Origin of the sequence: Nocardia suismassiliense, from assembly GCF_900269665.1 — a bacterium.
In the GTDB taxonomy this organism is placed as follows: domain Bacteria; phylum Actinomycetota; class Actinomycetes; order Mycobacteriales; family Mycobacteriaceae; genus Nocardia; species Nocardia suismassiliense.
In genome coordinates, this window is sequence record NZ_LT985361.1 from 8,665,891 (window position 1) to 8,681,752 (window position 15,862).

Genomic DNA, 15,862 nt, shown 5'->3' on the forward strand with positions numbered 1-15,862 from the left:
GGCGATGGCGGACAATCGTAGCCGTTTAGTTATTGATCGGGCGGTCAATCAGGTCTATACCGAAGGAAGGACATATTCCTGAGCCCTAGGAGGCACACCATGTTCACCGAAAGCCGCGCACAGGACTTCCTCGCCGTAGTGCTGGGGATCTTCGCCGCGCTCTCACCCCTGTGGCTGGAGACCACCGACAAAGCGATGTGGTCGCTGATCGTGCTGGGCGTGCTGATCGCCCTCACCGGCCTCACGCAGATGTACCGGCCCGCACTCGGCGCCAACGCCGACTACGCGATGGGCCTTTTCGGCGTGTTGCTGTTCATTTCCCCCTGGGCCATGGACTTCACGGATTACCGCGGCGCATCCTGGACCGCATGGGTAGTCGGGGTAGTGACGGCGGTGGTCGCGGTAGCGGCGCTGCCGACGGTGTCGGGACGGCTGCACGGCGCGGCGACCCACCACTGATGCAGATGCCGAAACCCGGTCGCCGAGCCGCGGCTCAGCGACCGGGCAAGGAACCGAGGGCCGGGCGGCGGCGCAGCGCGAAAGTCGACGGCGACGCCCGGCAACTCATTCTGGACGCCGCCGAAAAGTTGTTCGCGGCACAGGGATTCGATGCCACCGCGACAGCGGCCATCGCTGGTGCCGCCGAGGTGCCGAAAGGTCTTGTCTTCTACTACTTTCCGACCAAGGATTCGATCCTGTCGGCGCTGATGGACGAACGGGTGCCGATGCATCCGATCGACGACATCGACACCGTGGTCGCGCCCGGCGATCCGGCCGCCAGCCTGGTCGCGCTCGATGCCGCACTCAACCTGCGCGACCACCATTCGTCGGTGCTGCGGGTGATCATGTGGCGCGAGGCCGACACCCATCCCGATGTCCGGCGCCAATTGCGCCATCTGCGTGATCAATTGCTGGATGTCACCGCGCGGGTATTGCAGGCCAGCGCGCCGGCCCCGGTGCGCCCCGGCACGTTGCGCGCGTGCGCCGCCGCCTGGGTCTCGGCCATGTTCGCTATCGCGAGCACCGACCGGTTGCACGCATTGGACGGTGTACCCATTCCCTCCGCCGAAGACGTTTTGAATGTCGCTCGGGTGGTTGCCGCGGGCATGACCCAGCTCGGCTGACCTCCGAAGTTATCCACAGGGTGCGTGTTATCCACATTCGGCGGATGGTGGGTATTGCGGGGCGCCGGCTTCGGCCAGGATCGCGGTATGGACGCACCGCAACTGATCTCGCGCAGGCAGGCCTTGGCCGCCGGGATGTCCGACAGCCAATTGCAGCGCCTCTGCCGCTCCGGAAAATGGCAGCGGATCCGCGCCGGGCATTATGTGAATGCGCCGCAGCCGGCGCTCACTCCGGCGGGCCGCCATCTGATGCTGGTGCTCGCGATGTGCGAGGCGATGTCCGATGACGCTGTGGCGAGCCATTGTTCGGCGCTGGTGCTACACGGCTTGCCGACCTGGTCGCTCCCGCTCGAGCGGGCGCACGTCACGCGTGACCGAATCGCCGGTGGGCGGATCCGGAAACAGCTGGTCCTGCATTCGGCGCAGCTGACACCGGACGAGATCACCCTGATCAATAGCGTTCGGGTGACCACCGCGCCGCGGACGATCTTCGATATCGCGCGCTCGGCAGGTTTCGAACACGCGGTCGTCTGTGGCGACAGCGCACTGCGCCAAGGACTCACCACCGCCGACGCATTGGGCGAACATCTCCAGCGGGCCTCGCACCGCCGCGGATCGCGGCAGGCCGCTCGGGCCATCGAGTTCCTGGACGGACGCAGCGAGAGCGTCGGTGAGTCGCGTAGCCGGGTGGCCTTTCATGAAAGCGGTTTGCCCGCGCCGGAATTGCAGGCGCGGGTGCTCACCGATGATGAGGTGTGCGTCGGGCGGGTCGACTTTCTGTTCGACGGATTGGGTGTGATCGGCGAATTCGAGGGGCAGAGCGAGCAGCGCAATGAATTGAGCGGTGCGCGCCTGCCCGCGCAATGGACGGTTGCGGCACAGGACCAGGACGACCAATTACGCGCACTCGGGTGGGAGGTGGTCCGTTGGACCTGGAGCGATCTGGATGACCCTGCGCAGCTTGCCGAACGCATCCGCGCTGCCGCCGAGGTCGCGGGACGCGCTCACCGCACCGGGCATTGGATTCCGACGCCGCGGAGTTGAGCCCGCCCGACTGATGGGGTGCGCCGGGACGGAAACAACCTGCTGCGTCGCTCATTCCGAGTGCCTACCAGTGCGCGACCTGGGTGCCCCGCGTACTGGCCAGCAGTGCGGTCAGGGATCGAGTGGGGTTGGGGAGGTGAGGAATTCGCTGACGTCGCGGGCGAAGTGCGCGTGCTTGACGACACCCATGTGGCTGGTGCCGGGATAGATGATCAGGCGGGAGTTGGGGATGCCGTCGGCGGTGTGGCGGAAGTTCTCGGTGCTGTAGGCCGCGTCGCGTTCGCCGCCGAGGACGAGGGTCGGCGCGGTGATCTCGGCGAGGCGGTCGGACAGGTCGAATTCGTCTTCGGCGCGGACGAACGCGAGGGTGTCCGCCGGGTTCTTCGGGCGGCCCAGCGGGTCGATCAGCCACATGCCGACACCGGCCAGCCGGGCGAGCAGCGGCGACGAGGCGGTGATCGGCGCCAGGTGATGCAGTGCGCGCCGACCCGCGAACGCCGCTTCGCCGTAGCGGATCTGGGCTTGTTTGGCGAGCGGATCCAAGCGGTAGCCGGACGAGGCGATGACCAAGCGGCGGACGGCGCCCGGATGATCCGCCGCCAGCTGCAGCGCCAGCGACCCGCCGGACGACACACCGAGCACATCCACCGGCTCACCGAACTCCGCCTGCAGCGCGTCCGCGTGCTGCGCCGCGATCTCGCCCATCGTGGTGCCCTCGGCCATCCCCGGCGCCCGATTCACCGCGTAGACGCGAAAGTGCCGGGCCAACGGCGTCAGCATCTTGATCTCCGAATTACGCATCCAGCCGCTCGGATTCGCGTGATCCGGGGTGAACCAGCGCAGGAACGCCAGCGGCCGCCCGGCACCCAGCGCCAGGTAGGGCAGCCCATGCCGCAGCGCCCCCTCGGCGATGTCGAGCTCAGCGGCGAGGTTCTTGCTCATCACGTTCCTCCGATGATTCGGTGTTGTTCGCATTCGACGCTAATCGACCCGACCGACGTTCCGCGATAACCTCCGAGGTCATCAGATCACCTCCCTGCGCGACCGTGGCCGGAACATGTTGCGCCACAATGGCTAGTCTGGGAGCCATGCGAATCGCGGCACTCGCTGCCTTGATCTTGGCGCTGAGCGCCTGTTCCCAATCCACCTCGGGCCAACCACAGCCCGCCCCCGGCCCACCACCGGCGACCTCGACCACGGCCGCGCCGCCCTCGACACCGGCCAGCCCGGAAAGCCGCATGAAGGACCGGATCGCCTGGGTCCAAGCGGGCACCGAGGTCGACCCGAGCCGCTACCACTCCGCGAGCACCGGCACCGGCGCCGCCGCCGACCTGAAGAGCGATATCGCCTTCATCAGCCCCTCCGGAAAAATCAGCTGCATCACCGGAACCGTCTATCAGCTAGACGGATTCAACTGTGTAGTGAAACTGAAGAACCCAGTCCCCCAACCGCACGACGGCTTCGGAAACTGGGACGGCGGCTACGTCAACTACTCCGCGAAAACCCTCACCGTAGGCCAATTCCGCGGCGACCCAGGCCTTTTCATCCACGGCGACGGCCAAACCCTGCCCTACGACAGCAAACTCACCTTCGGCGACTACACCTGCCGCATCGCCACCGACGGCCTCACCTGCGTCAACCCCACCACCCGCACCGGCGCCCACCTGAGCGACGACGCCATAGTCCCCTTCGGCTGCCTCCGCGAAGCCCAATCACCCCCCGACTCCCCAGTCGGCCGAACCTACACCTGCTGATCGCCCCACCGCCGCATTCGGCACCAGCAAATTCAGTCCCCCGAAACGCCGAACGGCGCCGCTCCTTTCGGAGCGGCGCCGTTCAGTTTCAGTGATTCAGGAAATCACTTGATGATCTTCGTGACGCGACCGGCGCCGACGGTGCGGCCACCTTCACGGATCGCGAAACGCAGGCCCTCTTCCATGGCGATCGGCTGGATCAGCACGACCGACATTTCGGTGTTGTCGCCCGGCATAACCATCTCGGTGCCCTCGGGGAGGGTCACAACGCCCGTCACGTCAGTCGTACGGAAGTAGAACTGGGGACGGTAGTTGTTGAAGAACGGCGTGTGCCGGCCGCCCTCGTCCTTGGACAGGATGTAGGCCTGGCCCTCGAACTCGGTGTGCGGGGTGGTGGTGCCCGGCTTCACGATGACCTGGCCGCGCTCGACATCTTCGCGCTTGATGCCACGAACCAGCAGACCGACGTTGTCGCCGGCCTGGCCCTGGTCGAGCAGCTTGCGGAACATCTCGATACCGGTGACCGTGGTCTTGGTCGAGGTCGGCTTGATGCCGACGATCTCGACTTCCTCGTTCACGTTGACGATGCCGCGCTCGACGCGACCGGTGACGACGGTGCCACGACCGGTGATCGTGAACACGTCCTCGACCGGCATCAGGAACGGCTTCTCGGTGTCGCGGACCGGGTCCGGGATCGACTCGTCGACAGCGTTCATCAGCTCGACGATGGACTCGGTCCACTTCGGGTCGCCCTCGAGCGCCTTCAGGCCGGAGACGCGCACGACCGGCGCGTCCTCGTCGAACTCCTGGGCGGCCAGCAGTTCGCGGACCTCCATCTCGACGAGCTCGAGGATTTCCTCGTCGTCGACCATGTCCGACTTGTTCAGCGCGACCAGGATGTAGGGCACGCCGACCTGACGGGCGAGCAGCACGTGCTCGCGGGTCTGCGGCATCGGGCCGTCGGTCGCGGCGACCACGAGGATGGCACCGTCCATCTGCGCCGCACCGGTGATCATGTTCTTGATGTAGTCAGCGTGACCCGGAGCGTCGACGTGCGCGTAGTGGCGCTTCTCCGTCTGGTACTCGACGTGGGAGATGTTGATCGTGATACCACGAGCCTTCTCCTCCGGCGCCTTGTCGATCTGATCGAACGCGAACGCGGCGTTCAGATCCGGGTACTTGTCAGCCAGCACCTTGGTGATCGCTGCGGTCAGCGTGGTCTTGCCGTGGTCGACGTGACCGATGGTGCCGATGTTGACGTGCGGCTTCGTCCGCTCGAACTTCGCCTTCGCCACTGTGGTGTCCTCCTGGACTTGTTGGTGCGTGCAGTTGCAGCAGTGCGGTTATTACTGGGGTCGTACTGACTCCCGGCTGGCGGGGCAAGTGCTTGGTGGCTTACCCCAGAGGGCTTGCCGCAAGTCTTGCACTTGCTCCGCCGGTGTTGTTACTCGCCGGTCGCCTTGGCGATGATCTCCTTCGACACGTTGGCCGGAACCTCCGCGTACGAGTCGAACACCATGGAGTAGTTCGCTCGGCCCTGGGTCTTCGACCGCAGGTCACCGATGTAACCGAACATCTCCGAGAGCGGAACCAGCGCCTTGACGACACGGGCACCACTGCGTTCCTCCATGGCCTGGATCTGGCCACGGCGGGAATTCAGGTCGCCGATCACATCGCCCATGTACTCCTCGGGCGTGATGACCTCGACCGCCATCAGCGGCTCGAGGATCACCGGACCGGCCTTACGGGCCGCTTCCTTCAGGGCCTGCGAGCCGGCGATCTTGAAGGCCATTTCCGACGAGTCGACGTCGTGGTACGCGCCGTCGAGCAGAACGACCTTCAGGTTCACCAGCGGGTAGCCCGCGAGCACACCGTACTGCATGGCATCCTGCGCACCGGCGTCCACCGAAGGGATGTACTCGCGCGGCACGCGGCCACCGGAGACCTTGTTCTCGAACTCGTAGGTCGCGCCGTCCTCGCCGATGAACGGCTCGAGGGCGATGATGACCTTCGCGAACTGGCCGGAGCCACCGGTCTGCTTCTTGTGGGTGAACTCGAGCTTCTCGACCTTCTTGGTGATCGTCTCGCGGTAGGCCACCTGCGGCTTGCCGACGTTCGCCTCGACCTTGAACTCGCGACGCATGCGGTCGACGAGGATGTCGAGGTGGAGCTCGCCCATGCCGCCGATGACGGTCTGGCCGGTCTCCTGGTCGAGCTTGACCGAGAAGGTCGGGTCCTCTTCCGAGAGACGCTGGATCGCGGTGCCCAGCTTCTCCTGGTCGGACTTGGTCTTCGGCTCGATGGAGACCTCGATGACCGGGTCCGGGAAGGTCATGGACTCGAGCACGATCTGGTTCTGCGGATCGCACAGGGTGTCACCGGTGGTGGTGTCCTTGAGGCCGATCACCGCGTAGATGTGACCTGCCGAGGCGGCCGGAACCGGGTTCTCCTTGTTGGAGTGCATCTGGAACAGCTTGCCCAGACGCTCCTTCTTGCCCTTGGTCGAGTTGATGACCTGGGCGCCGGAGTCGACCTTGCCGGAGTACACCCGGACGTAGGTCAGCTTGCCGAAGAAGGGGTGCACCGCGATCTTGAACGCCAGGGCCGCGAACGGCTCGTCGGCGCTCGGCTTGCGGGTCAGCAGCTCCTCTTCCTTGCCGGGCACGTGGCCGGTGGTGGCCTCCACGTCCAGCGGCGAGGGCAGGTAGTCGATGACCGCGTCGAGCATGGGCTGAACGCCCTTGTTCTTGAACGCCGAGCCACAGAGCACCGGGTAGATCTCGGAGTTGACCGTGAGCTTGCGGATCGCGCCCTTGATCTCCTCGAGCGAGAGCTCCTCGCCGCCGAAGAACTTCTCCAGCAGCGCCTCGTCGGACTCCGCGACGGTCTCCAGCAGTTCCTGACGGTACTGCTCGGCCCGCTCTTTCAGGTCCTCCGGGATCTCGACGACCTCGTACTCTTCGCCGAGCTTGGTCTCGCCCCGCCAGACCTTGGCATTGTTCTCGACCAGGTCGACGATGCCCTCGAAGGTGTCCTCAGCGCCGATCGGCAGCTGGATGACCAGCGGCTTGGCACCGAGGCGGTCCTTGATGGTCTGCACGGTGAAGTAGAAGTCCGCGCCGAGCTTGTCCATCTTGTTGACGAAGCAGATTCGCGGCACGTCGTACTTGTCGGCCTGACGCCACACCTGCTCGGACTGCGGCTCGACACCTTCCTTGCCGTCGAACACCGCAACGGCGCCGTCGAGCACGCGCAGCGACCGCTCCACCTCGACGGTGAAGTCGACGTGCCCGGGGGTGTCGATGATGTTGATCTGGTTGTCGTTCCAGAAGCACGTGGTAGCCGCGGAGGTGATGGTGATACCACGCTCCTGCTCCTGCTCCATCCAGTCCATGGTGGCCGCGCCATCATGAACCTCACCGATCTTGTAGGTGATGCCGGTGTAGAAGAGGATGCGTTCGGTTGTGGTCGTCTTGCCCGCATCAATGTGGGCCATGATGCCGATGTTGCGGACCTTGTTCAGGTCGGTGAGCACGTCCTGTGCCACGGAAATCTTCCCCGCTCGTAGCTAGATGGGATTTTCGGGGACGACCCTGTGGTCGTCTCTATGTCAACGCCGGAAGCGGCAGGTTGGTGCCGCGCCGACAGTGTGCCTCCCGACCCCAGACGATGGGCCGGGCAGACGTCACCAGCGGTAGTGCGCGAAGGCCCGGTTCGACTCGGCCATCTTGTGGGTGTCCTCGCGGCGCTTCACCGAAGCACCGAGGCCGTTGCTGGCATCGAGGAGCTCATTGGCCAGACGCTCGACCATGGTCTTCTCGCGGCGAGCGCGGGAGTAGTTGACCAGCCAGCGCAGGGCCAGCGTGTTGGAACGGCCCGGACGAACCTCGACGGGCACCTGGTAGGTGGCACCACCGACGCGGCGGGGCTTGACCTCGAGGGCAGGCTTGACGTTGTCCAGCGCGCGCTTGAGGGTGACGACCGGATCGGTGCCGGTCTTCTCGCGCGCCTGCTCCAGCGCGCCGTAGACGATGCGCTCGGCCGTGGACTTCTTGCCGTCCAGCAGGATCTTGTTGACCAGCTGAGTGACCAGCGGGGACCCGTAGACCGGGTCGTTGATCAGCGGACGCTTGGGTGCGGGGCCCTTGCGTGGCATATCAGCTCTTCTCCTTCTTGGCGCCGTAACGGCTGCGGGCCTGCTTGCGGTTCTTCACACCCTGGGTGTCGAGCGAGCCACGGATGATCTTGTAACGCACACCGGGAAGGTCCTTCACACGGCCGCCACGAACGAGCACCATCGAGTGCTCCTGCAGGTTGTGGCCCTCGCCCGGGATGTAGGCCGTGACCTCGACCGCGCTGGTCAGGCGAACGCGCGCGACCTTACGCAGCGCGGAGTTCGGCTTCTTCGGGGTCGTGGTGTACACGCGAGTGCACACGCCACGACGCTGCGGGCTGCCCTTGAGCGCCGCGGTCTTCGTCTTGGAGACCTTGTCGCGGCGACCCTTGCGGACCAGCTGGTTGATGGTTGGCATAGACCGGCTTTCCTTATTAGTTACGCGGTGTCTGGAACTTCATGTCTTTGTCATCGAGCTTTCACTCGCACGTCCGGCCACGTTTCACGTGCCCCGAGGTCGGGCGTGTCGCGCGCGGTGTAGGGCCCGAAATGCGGGCACGCTGGAGGTGTCAGCCGCTTTCGCTGGCCTACGGTCACGCACGAACTTGCCCGTATGCTTCCGGGCACAGCGATCCACGATACTCGTGGTCGCGACACAGGGTCAAAGCGGGGTGGCTGCAGACCCCGCTACCTGGCCAGGTTCAGCGTCAACTCTACGAGTTTCTTGGCGCCCGCGCACGGATCCGGATGCGCCGAGCCGGGCCGATAGTTGATCCAGAAGCCGATCACACCCTGATCCGCGGCCCCCGCACTGACGCCACAGGAGTCCGGATCGTTCGGCCGCCGCGTCTCCAGCCCGCGCCGCCCCTGCACGGTGATGTTGTTGGTCAGGTAACCCAACTTGTCGTTGGTGGTCTTCTCGTTGTTCAGCGAGCCGATCTCGTACCAGTTCAGGGTGACCATGGCGCTGCTCGAACCCTGCACGTCCCACATGCAGACCGCGCCGTAGAAGGACTGCATCGCCATGGCGCCCTGGCTCACCGCGTCGCCGACCTGGTTCAGCGAGACGATGTCGCATTCGCGCAACAGCTTGTCGAAGTTGGTGTTCACCGATTCCCCGGTCCCCGAACCGGCGGGATGTGCCGAACCGCTCACCGTCTGACCGCAACCGGCGACGGTCACCGCGAGGGCCGACACGGCGGCCGCGGTGAGTATGGCGCGCGCGCGACGCAACTGCATTGCCGTCCTCCCCCTCACTTCAGCCGCCGCACGGTCAGCTCCGCCAGCTTGTGCATCCGGTCGCACGGGTTGCCGTCCGGCGCGAACATGCCGTAGGACATCGACCATTCGAAGAAGTCGTCGTCGAGCTGCACGGCGAGATCGCAGACCTTGCTGTCCGGCTCGAGCGCCTGCCAGCCGGTGCGCCCACCGACCTCGATCGCCTGGGTGGTCCGCCCCTGCGTGGTCACCCACGCCTTCTCGCGGTCGATCGGGCTGCCCCGGTACGACGCGAAAGTGACGCTGGGCGAACCCAATCCGGCGGACTGCCAATTGCAGCCGACCGAATTCTTCAGCGCCTGGGAGATCTGACCGAGCCCCGCGAGATCCCGCACCTCGTCGTCGGTGGCATGCCCGCACTCGCCGACGAACGGGCCGAGCGTGGCGACCTTCGGCGGCGGCCGCAACGGAGTGTTCGAAGTATCCGAGTCGCCGCGCGATCCGCACGCGGACAGCAACAGCGCGAAGACCGTGCCCGTGACGATCGCCGACTTGATCCGCATGCCTGAGACTCTACCGGCGCGACGGTGTCGGCGACCTGCTCGGCCGACCGGCCCGGCTGACCTCAGGCGTCGGCGAGCCGGCACCTGCCCTACCCGCTACTCGTGCGGGACGCGCAGTTCGTAAGCACCCATCGAATCGATGTAGGTGCACTGCGCCGGACCCGTCTTGTATCTCGACATGGCGCCGAGGCAGGCGTCGAGAGAGGGGTAATAGGTGGGCGTGGGTTCGGCGCGGGAGGTGGCGTCGGTGCCGAGAGCGAGGGCGACGGCCAAGGAGAACGCGGCGGCGGATCTGTCGAGCACTGCGGCGGCCCCTTAAGCATCCGGCGAGTCCACGGAGCGTACTGCCGGATGCTCAGGGCCACAACCGATCACAGATTGCCGCGGGCCTCCTGTTCGCGTTCGATCGCCTGGAAGAGCGCCTTGAAGTTGCCCTTGCCGAAGCCGAGCGAGCCGTGCCGCTCGATCAGCTCGAAGAAGACGGTGGGGCGGTCGGTGATCGGCTTGGTGAAGATCTGCAGCAGATAGCCGTCCTCGTCGCGGTCGACCAGGATGCCGCGGCGCTGCAGTTCCTCGACCGGGACGCGGACGCGACCGATCCGGGCGCGCAGTTCCGGGTCCTCGTAATAGGAGTCGGGCGCGTCCAGGAACTCGACGCCTTCGCGGCGCAGCGCGTCGACACAGGCCAGGATGTCGCCGGTGGCGAGCGCGATGTGCTGGACGCCGGGGCCGCGGTAGAACTCGAGGTACTCGTCGATCTGCGACTTCTTCTTGCTGACCGCGGGCTCGTTGAGCGGGAACTTCACCCGGTGGTTGCCGTTGGCGACGACCTTGCTCATCAGCGCCGAGTACTCGGTGGCGATGTCGTCACCGACGAACTCGGCCATGTTCGTGAAACCCATGACGCGGCGGTAGAACTCGACCCACTCGTCCATCTGGCCGAGCTCCACGTTTCCGACGACGTGGTCGATCGCCTGGAACAGCCGGTTCGGCGCGCCCTCGCGCGGCTGGTAGCCGGCTCGGCGCGCGACGTAGCCGGGCAGGTACGGCCCGTTATAGCCGGAACGGTCCACCAGGGTGTGCCTGGTTTCGCCGTAGGTGGCCAGGGCGGCGGACCGGACGGTGCCGAATTCGTCTGTCTCGTCGTGCGGTTCGACGAGCACGGTGGCGCCGTGGGTGCGCGCCCACTCGACGCAGCGGTCCACGTCCGGCACCTCGAGCGCGATGTCGACGACACCGTCGCCGTGCCGGTCGTGATGGGCGACGAGCGGGCTGTCCGGGTCGACCGCGCCCTTGACCACGAAGCGGGCGCCGCCGCTGCGCAGCACGAACGCCTTGTGGTCGCGGTTACCGGTCTCGGGACCCGAATACGCCTCCAGTCGCATACCGAAGGCGGACTCCAGGTAATGCGCGGTCTGGGTCGCGTTACCGACAACCCAGACCAGGGCATCCCAGCCGATGACGGGAAAGTTGTCGACACTGGTGTCGTGGTCCACGAGTCCGACGAGCTTGCGCAGCTCACCGTCGGTGGGGGCGGTGCCGGACTGGCTCTGTGCCGTGCTGGACCGGGCATTCGGCATCTGCTCGATGGTCATGCACCAAGTAATCGTCAGGGTCGCCGGTTAGGCAACAGCGGCGATTTTCGTTAGACACTCTGGCGAATCCGGCTAGGAAGTGCCCCGAAATGCTGGACAATTTGAATAGCATCAGCTGGCTGGTGCTATCCAAGGCTGGAAGGCCAGCCTGTGCTCGGAACGGAGGCCGCCAATGTCACGCACGCCGGCGAAACTGGACGAACTCGATCTCGCGATCCTGACCGCGATGCATGAATACCAGAAGGCGGGCATCCTCGAGCTGTCCCGCCGGACCCGGGTGGCCAGGGCTACGGTGCAGTCCAGGATCGGGCGGATGGAGGAATCCGGCGTCATCGCCTCCTACGACCCGCAGATCGACGTTACCGCAGCGGGTTTCGACGTGCAGGCGTTCGTCACGCTGGAGATCGCGCAGGGGGCGCTGGACTCGGTCGCCGCCGAACTCGACATGATCCCAGGGGTTTTGGAGGCCTACGCGACCACCGGTTCCGGCGATGTGTGGTGCCGGATCGGCGCCGACTCGCACGCAGGACTGCAAGCGGTGCTGCTGAGCATCGACCGGACCTCGTCGGTGGTGCGGTCGCACAGCGTCATCGTGTTGTCGACCGTGGTGCCGTTCCGCACCCTGCCGCTCTTGCGCACCCTCGATCCGGCGGGCGGCACGAAGGCGCCGGCGTATCGCGCGGCGCACGAACGGTAGCGGAGCTCAGGGCCGCACGTCGGCGCCCACCTCCAGGATCTCCACCCGCGGTTCCTTGTCCGCCTCCAGAAAGGCGAGCAGGGCAAACGATTCGGCTTCCACCGCGGCGCGCTCGGCCTTCGTCCACTTGCGAGTGGGGCTGATCCGCAGCCGCGCCGTACCGGACTCCGGAAAGATCTTGTAGAGACCGGCGAGGAAGCCGTCGACCAGTACCGGGGCGACCGCGGCGGCGAAGGCGCGCAGCGGCGGCGCCGCGCCGTCCGGCACGATCCTGCTCCGATCCTGGTGCGAGAGAAGGGCATTGTCGTACCAGCCGAGCAAGCGCACCGGCGCCGGGAGCTCCGGATCGGCGAGTTCGGCGTCGGCGGCGTCGTAGAGCGTGCGGCCGCGCTCGTCGGTGTAGGTGCGCACGCGGTCGCCGAGCTGGGCGATCGCCTGCTTCATGCCGAGCAGCTTCGACCAGGTCTGCATGTCCATGGTGGACGCCGGGCCGAAGGCGCGCAGGTACCGAAGCAGCAACTCCGCCAACGGATAGTTGGGGTCGAGCGGTGCGCCGAGCCACGGCTCGATCCGGGACCAGACCGGCCTGCTGCTGTCCTTCCACTTGCCGCGCGGCGGGGTCTGCAGCACCGGCAGCAGAATGAGCCAGGCCTGCGCGACCATGGCCGGGTTGCGGTCCGGGTAGCACTCGGCGGCGTGCAGTCGCAGGTCGGCGGCGGACATCGGCTCGTCGCCGAGCACCCGTTCGCCGTGCGCGCGCACCTCGTCGGGGTCAAGGCCGACCAGCGCACCGTAGTTGAAACCCTTTCGGAAGGGGATCTTTTCGTGCTCCGGCTGCATGAGTGGCGCGATCCGGAGCGCGTCCGGCGGGGTAACCATGTGAATAGTGCCGCGCATCAAGGTGATTCGGACCAGTGAGCGGTCCTCCAGTGCATCGGACACTGTCGCGGGATCGAAATCCGCTATGCGACTCCACAATGCGACGAACGGCGGCGGCGAGTCCTGCGCTTGCAGACCGACGAGGTGGTCGCACATCTCGTGCACGGTGAGCTGCGAGCGTGCCAGCAGATGCTGGCGGGCGAGCAGCGTGCGGTTCAGTATCCGGTCGGAGAGCATCATGCTTCGCTTCGCCTCAGCGCAGCGTGACCACAACCTTGCCGGTCGCCGTCCGGTTCTCCAGCGAGGCGATCGCCTCGGCCGCGCGGTCCAGCGGGTAGAGCACCGGCTCGGGCGCGGCGATCTTGCCCGCGGCCAGCAGCGGCGCCACCTCGGCCCACTGCTCGGACAGGTAGCCGGGGTGCGTCATCACCCATTCGCCCCAGGCCGCGCCGATCACCTCGACGTTCTTCAGCAGCAGCCGGTTCACCTTCACCGTGGGGATCTCACCCGCGGTGAAGCCGACCACCAGCAGGCGGCCCGCCGACGCGAGCGAACGGATGCTATCGGTGAAACGGTCGCCGCCGACCGGGTCGAGCACGATATCCACACCGCGACCGCCGGTCAGTTCCTTGACCGCCGCGAGCCAGCCCTCGGCCAGCACCACATCGGTGGCGCCGTTCGCGCGGGCCACCTCCGCCTTCGCCTCGGTGCTGACCACCGCGATCACCCGGCCCGCGCCGAGCGCGGTGGCCATGCGCAGCGTCGAGGTGCCGATGCCGCCCGCGGCGCCGTGCACCAGCACCGTCTCGCCTGCGGCGAGCCTGCCGCGGTTACGCAGGCAGAAGTGCACGGTCAGATCGTTGAACAAGATGCCTGCCCCGGACTCCAGGGAGACGTTGTCGGGCAACGGGAACACCATCTGCGCGGGCGCGACAGCGGTCTCGGCCATGGCGTTGCCGAGCAACGTCAGCGCGACCACCCGGTCGCCGGCCTTGACGTGCGCGTCGGCCGGCGCTTCGCGCACGATGCCCGCGACCTCGCCGCCCACCACGAACGGCAGTTCCGGCTTCATCTGGTACAGCCCGCGCGACATCAGCACGTCCGGGAACGCGACACCGGCGGCGTGCACGTCGATCACCACGCCACCCGGATACGACTTGGGCTCCGGGATGTCCACGATCTCGACCGACTCCGGTCCCTCCAGCTTGCTGACCTGGGCTGCGCGCATCTGCCGACCTCTCTGTCGTGGCACCGGCCTCGTCCGCGCCGGCGCCGCCGTGATCAACGTAACCCGCGTCGCCGCGCCGTGCGCACCCTGCCTCGTTGTCTCGCCGTGCGTGACCGCCGCGACCTGCTCGACGCCCCTGTTCCGCGGACCCCGTTTTGCTATGCTGACCGCGACCTATGGTCGGGCGTGAAGGGGGACTCATGGTCGAGCGCAATCAACCATCGTCGACGAGCGTGCAGGTCGATCCGGACGCACTGCGATCCTTCGCGCAAACCCTCGGCACCGAAGCGGGCGAGGTGACCGGACTCAACGCGGGCGGCGCGTTCACCGCCGCGGCCACGGCGCTACCCGGCACCGAATTCGGTACCGCCGCACAGCAAGCGAACGATGTGGTGAACCGCTGCCTGCAACGGATCGGCAATCGGCTGACCACCATCGCCGACAATATGCACAACGCCGCCGGGAAATACGAACTGGCCGAGGACGACTTCACCGCGAAGCTGCGCGCGATCGGACTGCCATGACACTTACCATCCCCGACGTCGAGAACTGGAAACCCGAACAGCTCACCGCCGCAGGCGAACACGCGGGGACCGTCTCGCAAGGGTTGGATGCCGCCGTCGGCAAGGGAGCCAGCGCGACGAAATCGCTGGAGGACGGCAAGAAGTGGTCCGGAACGGCCGGGGCCGCCGCGAACGCGCGCATGGACACCGAGAAGACCAAGGCCTCACCGGTCAGCGCCGCACTGCTGGAATTGAAGACAGCCTTCACTTCTCAGACTGCGAACCTGGTCGAAGCGAAAACCAAGGTGCTGCAACTGCGCGACGACGCCGTCAATCAGGCACCGCCCTTCGATGTGGAGCCTAATGGCACCGTCAACGCGACGACCCGGATCGCGGCTTTGCGCGAGCATTCGGACAAGGCGAACCTAGAGGGACTGATTTTCCAGGAGTCGCTGCAGGCGGCTACTCGGACCTGGGAACTGACCAATGCGCTGAAGACCGCGGAAACTGTTGCCAACCAGGCGAAGACACAGGTCGATGCGGCGGTGCGCAAATTGGAGCAGGCGTTCGGCGGACTCGGCGAGCCAGCGACCAATGTGGCGCCACCGGTTAATACGGCGCCGGCCAGCGTCGCGGCGGCGACTCCGGTGAGCAGCAGCCCTTCGTCGAACAAACCGAGTTACGCGATGGGGAACAACAGCAATTCGGGGTCGTCGGTCGGCAGTCCGTACAGCGGAAGCTATTCGGGGAGTTCGAGCGCGCCCACCGGGCCGTTGCCGAGCGGCGATATGGCGAAATGGATCGCGGAGGCGAAACAGAAACTCATCGAAATGGGTTACGACCCCAAGGATATCGATGAGCGGGCCATCGCCATGATCATCCAGCACGAGTCGGCGGGTAACCCCTATGCGGAAAACCGGTGGGACAGTAACTGGCTGGCGGGGCACCCGTCGAAGGGGCTGATGCAGACGATCGACAGCACCTTCAACGCCTATAAGGCACCGGGGCACGACGACATCTGGAATCCGGTGGACAACATCATCGCCGGCGTTCGTTATTCGATCGATACGTACGGCTCGGTCAAGAATGTGCCCGGCGTGGTGGCCGTCGAATCGGGTGGCGCTTACCGAGGCTACTGACGGT

The 15,862-nt window shown here is 66.2% G+C and carries 18 protein-coding genes; 7 read left to right on the forward strand and 11 right to left on the reverse strand.

The genetic code is table 11. The features are described from left to right. Nucleotides 1–99 precede the first annotated feature (99 nt). The 3 genes from DBO33_RS38730 (at nucleotide 100) to DBO33_RS38740 (ending at nucleotide 2,168) form a co-directional block, all read left to right on the forward strand. Nucleotides 100–459, forward strand: a complete 360-nt coding sequence (locus DBO33_RS38730; RefSeq protein ID WP_107659451.1) for an SPW repeat domain-containing protein — start codon at nucleotides 100–102, stop codon at nucleotides 457–459. Further along, on the forward strand, nucleotides 459–1,124 hold the full coding sequence (locus tag DBO33_RS38735) for a TetR/AcrR family transcriptional regulator (protein WP_107659452.1): 666 nt from the start codon (nucleotides 459–461) through the stop codon (nucleotides 1,122–1,124). The genes DBO33_RS38730 and DBO33_RS38735 overlap by 1 nt, the downstream gene beginning before the upstream one ends. 87 nt (nucleotides 1,125–1,211) lie before the next feature. Continuing rightward, nucleotides 1,212–2,168 (forward strand): type IV toxin-antitoxin system AbiEi family antitoxin domain-containing protein, encoded by a 957-nt coding sequence (locus DBO33_RS38740; RefSeq protein ID WP_159080729.1) that lies wholly within the window; start codon nucleotides 1,212–1,214, stop codon nucleotides 2,166–2,168. 111 nt (nucleotides 2,169–2,279) lie between these two features. On the opposite strand, the gene DBO33_RS38745 is transcribed toward DBO33_RS38740, so the two are convergent. Then, nucleotides 2,280–3,110: an alpha/beta fold hydrolase gene (locus DBO33_RS38745; RefSeq protein WP_107659454.1), complete on the reverse strand. Its 831-nt coding sequence runs from the start codon at nucleotides 3,108–3,110 to the stop codon at nucleotides 2,280–2,282. Nucleotides 3,111–3,256: 146 nt separating this feature from the next. Between DBO33_RS38745 and DBO33_RS38755 the strand changes: the two genes are divergently transcribed. Beyond that, nucleotides 3,257–3,922 carry a hypothetical protein gene (locus DBO33_RS38755; RefSeq protein WP_159080730.1) on the forward strand — a complete coding sequence of 222 codons (666 nt, stop codon included), beginning with the start codon at nucleotides 3,257–3,259 and terminating at the stop codon, nucleotides 3,920–3,922. A 104-nt stretch (nucleotides 3,923–4,026) separates the two neighbouring features. On the opposite strand, the gene tuf is transcribed toward DBO33_RS38755, so the two are convergent. The 8 genes from tuf to hppD all read right to left on the reverse strand — a co-directional run bounded on the left by tuf (nucleotide 4,027) and on the right by hppD (nucleotide 11,397). Further along, a complete protein-coding gene (tuf, locus tag DBO33_RS38760) occupies nucleotides 4,027–5,217 on the reverse strand; it encodes an elongation factor Tu (RefSeq protein WP_107659457.1) in 1,191 nt (396 codons plus the stop codon). A 149-nt stretch (nucleotides 5,218–5,366) separates the two neighbouring features. Continuing rightward, a complete protein-coding gene (fusA, locus tag DBO33_RS38765) occupies nucleotides 5,367–7,469 on the reverse strand; it encodes an elongation factor G (RefSeq protein ID WP_107659458.1) in 2,103 nt (700 codons plus the stop codon). Between the two features lie 138 nt (nucleotides 7,470–7,607). Continuing rightward, nucleotides 7,608–8,078, reverse strand: a complete 471-nt coding sequence (gene rpsG / locus DBO33_RS38770) for a 30S ribosomal protein S7 (protein WP_040739280.1) — start codon at nucleotides 8,076–8,078, stop codon at nucleotides 7,608–7,610. Between the two features lies 1 nt (nucleotide 8,079). Beyond that, complete coding sequence (gene rpsL, locus DBO33_RS38775) at nucleotides 8,080–8,454, reverse strand: 30S ribosomal protein S12 (protein ID WP_019049359.1); 375 nt, start codon at nucleotides 8,452–8,454, stop codon at nucleotides 8,080–8,082. A 269-nt stretch (nucleotides 8,455–8,723) separates the two neighbouring features. Then, a complete protein-coding gene (locus tag DBO33_RS38780; RefSeq protein WP_107659459.1) occupies nucleotides 8,724–9,275 on the reverse strand; it encodes a DUF3558 domain-containing protein in 552 nt (183 codons plus the stop codon). A 14-nt stretch (nucleotides 9,276–9,289) separates the two neighbouring features. Further along, nucleotides 9,290–9,817: a DUF3558 domain-containing protein gene (locus DBO33_RS38785; RefSeq protein ID WP_107659460.1), complete on the reverse strand. Its 528-nt coding sequence runs from the start codon at nucleotides 9,815–9,817 to the stop codon at nucleotides 9,290–9,292. A gap of 96 nt (nucleotides 9,818–9,913) precedes the next feature. Then, nucleotides 9,914–10,120, reverse strand: coding sequence for a hypothetical protein (locus DBO33_RS38790; RefSeq protein ID WP_107659461.1), 207 nt, complete (start codon nucleotides 10,118–10,120; stop codon nucleotides 9,914–9,916). Between the two features lie 68 nt (nucleotides 10,121–10,188). Then, a complete protein-coding gene (gene hppD, locus DBO33_RS38795; RefSeq protein ID WP_107660969.1) occupies nucleotides 10,189–11,397 on the reverse strand; it encodes a 4-hydroxyphenylpyruvate dioxygenase in 1,209 nt (402 codons plus the stop codon). 187 nt (nucleotides 11,398–11,584) lie between these two features. On the opposite strand from hppD, the gene DBO33_RS38800 reads away from it, so the two are divergent. Beyond that, entirely contained in the window at nucleotides 11,585–12,109 is a 525-nt protein-coding gene (locus tag DBO33_RS38800; RefSeq protein ID WP_107659462.1) for an Lrp/AsnC family transcriptional regulator, read from the forward strand. Nucleotides 12,110–12,115: 6 nt separating this feature from the next. Here the strand turns inward: DBO33_RS38800 and DBO33_RS38805 are convergent, their stop codons facing one another. Both DBO33_RS38805 and DBO33_RS38810 read right to left on the reverse strand, forming a co-directional pair. After that, nucleotides 12,116–13,228, reverse strand: a complete 1,113-nt coding sequence (locus DBO33_RS38805) for a winged helix DNA-binding domain-containing protein (protein ID WP_107659463.1) — start codon at nucleotides 13,226–13,228, stop codon at nucleotides 12,116–12,118. A gap of 13 nt (nucleotides 13,229–13,241) precedes the next feature. Beyond that, nucleotides 13,242–14,216, reverse strand: coding sequence for an NADPH:quinone oxidoreductase family protein (locus DBO33_RS38810; protein ID WP_107659464.1), 975 nt, complete (start codon nucleotides 14,214–14,216; stop codon nucleotides 13,242–13,244). A gap of 200 nt (nucleotides 14,217–14,416) precedes the next feature. Between DBO33_RS38810 and DBO33_RS38815 the strand changes: the two genes are divergently transcribed. Next, complete coding sequence (locus DBO33_RS38815; protein WP_107659465.1) at nucleotides 14,417–14,740, forward strand: type VII secretion target; 324 nt, start codon at nucleotides 14,417–14,419, stop codon at nucleotides 14,738–14,740. 83 nt (nucleotides 14,741–14,823) lie between these two features. Next, nucleotides 14,824–15,858 carry a lytic transglycosylase domain-containing protein gene (locus DBO33_RS38820; RefSeq protein WP_234391274.1) on the forward strand — a complete coding sequence of 345 codons (1,035 nt, stop codon included), beginning with the start codon at nucleotides 14,824–14,826 and terminating at the stop codon, nucleotides 15,856–15,858. Nucleotides 15,859–15,862: the final 4 nt, after the last annotated feature.

What these genes read in the sequence shown, in the direction of transcription:
- DBO33_RS38730 (WP_107659451.1), top strand. Translation starts at nt 100, where the DNA reads ATGTTCACCGAAAGCCGCGCACAGGACTTCCTCGCCGTAGTGCTGGGG.
- DBO33_RS38735 (WP_107659452.1), top strand. Translation starts at nt 459, where the DNA reads ATGCAGATGCCGAAACCCGGTCGCCGAGCCGCGGCTCAGCGACCGGGC.
- DBO33_RS38740 (WP_159080729.1), top strand. Translation starts at nt 1,212, where the DNA reads ATGGACGCACCGCAACTGATCTCGCGCAGGCAGGCCTTGGCCGCCGGG.
- DBO33_RS38745 (WP_107659454.1), bottom strand. Translation starts at nt 3,110, where the DNA reads ATGAGCAAGAACCTCGCCGCTGAGCTCGACATCGCCGAGGGGGCGCTG.
- DBO33_RS38755 (WP_159080730.1), top strand. Translation starts at nt 3,257, where the DNA reads ATGCGAATCGCGGCACTCGCTGCCTTGATCTTGGCGCTGAGCGCCTGT.
- rpsG (WP_040739280.1), bottom strand. Translation starts at nt 8,078, where the DNA reads ATGCCACGCAAGGGCCCCGCACCCAAGCGTCCGCTGATCAACGACCCG.
- rpsL (WP_019049359.1), bottom strand. Translation starts at nt 8,454, where the DNA reads ATGCCAACCATCAACCAGCTGGTCCGCAAGGGTCGCCGCGACAAGGTC.
- DBO33_RS38780 (WP_107659459.1), bottom strand. Translation starts at nt 9,275, where the DNA reads ATGCAGTTGCGTCGCGCGCGCGCCATACTCACCGCGGCCGCCGTGTCG.
- DBO33_RS38785 (WP_107659460.1), bottom strand. Translation starts at nt 9,817, where the DNA reads ATGCGGATCAAGTCGGCGATCGTCACGGGCACGGTCTTCGCGCTGTTG.
- hppD (WP_107660969.1), bottom strand. Translation starts at nt 11,397, where the DNA reads ATGCCGAATGCCCGGTCCAGCACGGCACAGAGCCAGTCCGGCACCGCC.
- DBO33_RS38800 (WP_107659462.1), top strand. Translation starts at nt 11,585, where the DNA reads ATGTCACGCACGCCGGCGAAACTGGACGAACTCGATCTCGCGATCCTG.
- DBO33_RS38805 (WP_107659463.1), bottom strand. Translation starts at nt 13,228, where the DNA reads ATGATGCTCTCCGACCGGATACTGAACCGCACGCTGCTCGCCCGCCAG.
- DBO33_RS38810 (WP_107659464.1), bottom strand. Translation starts at nt 14,216, where the DNA reads ATGCGCGCAGCCCAGGTCAGCAAGCTGGAGGGACCGGAGTCGGTCGAG.
- DBO33_RS38815 (WP_107659465.1), top strand. Translation starts at nt 14,417, where the DNA reads ATGGTCGAGCGCAATCAACCATCGTCGACGAGCGTGCAGGTCGATCCG.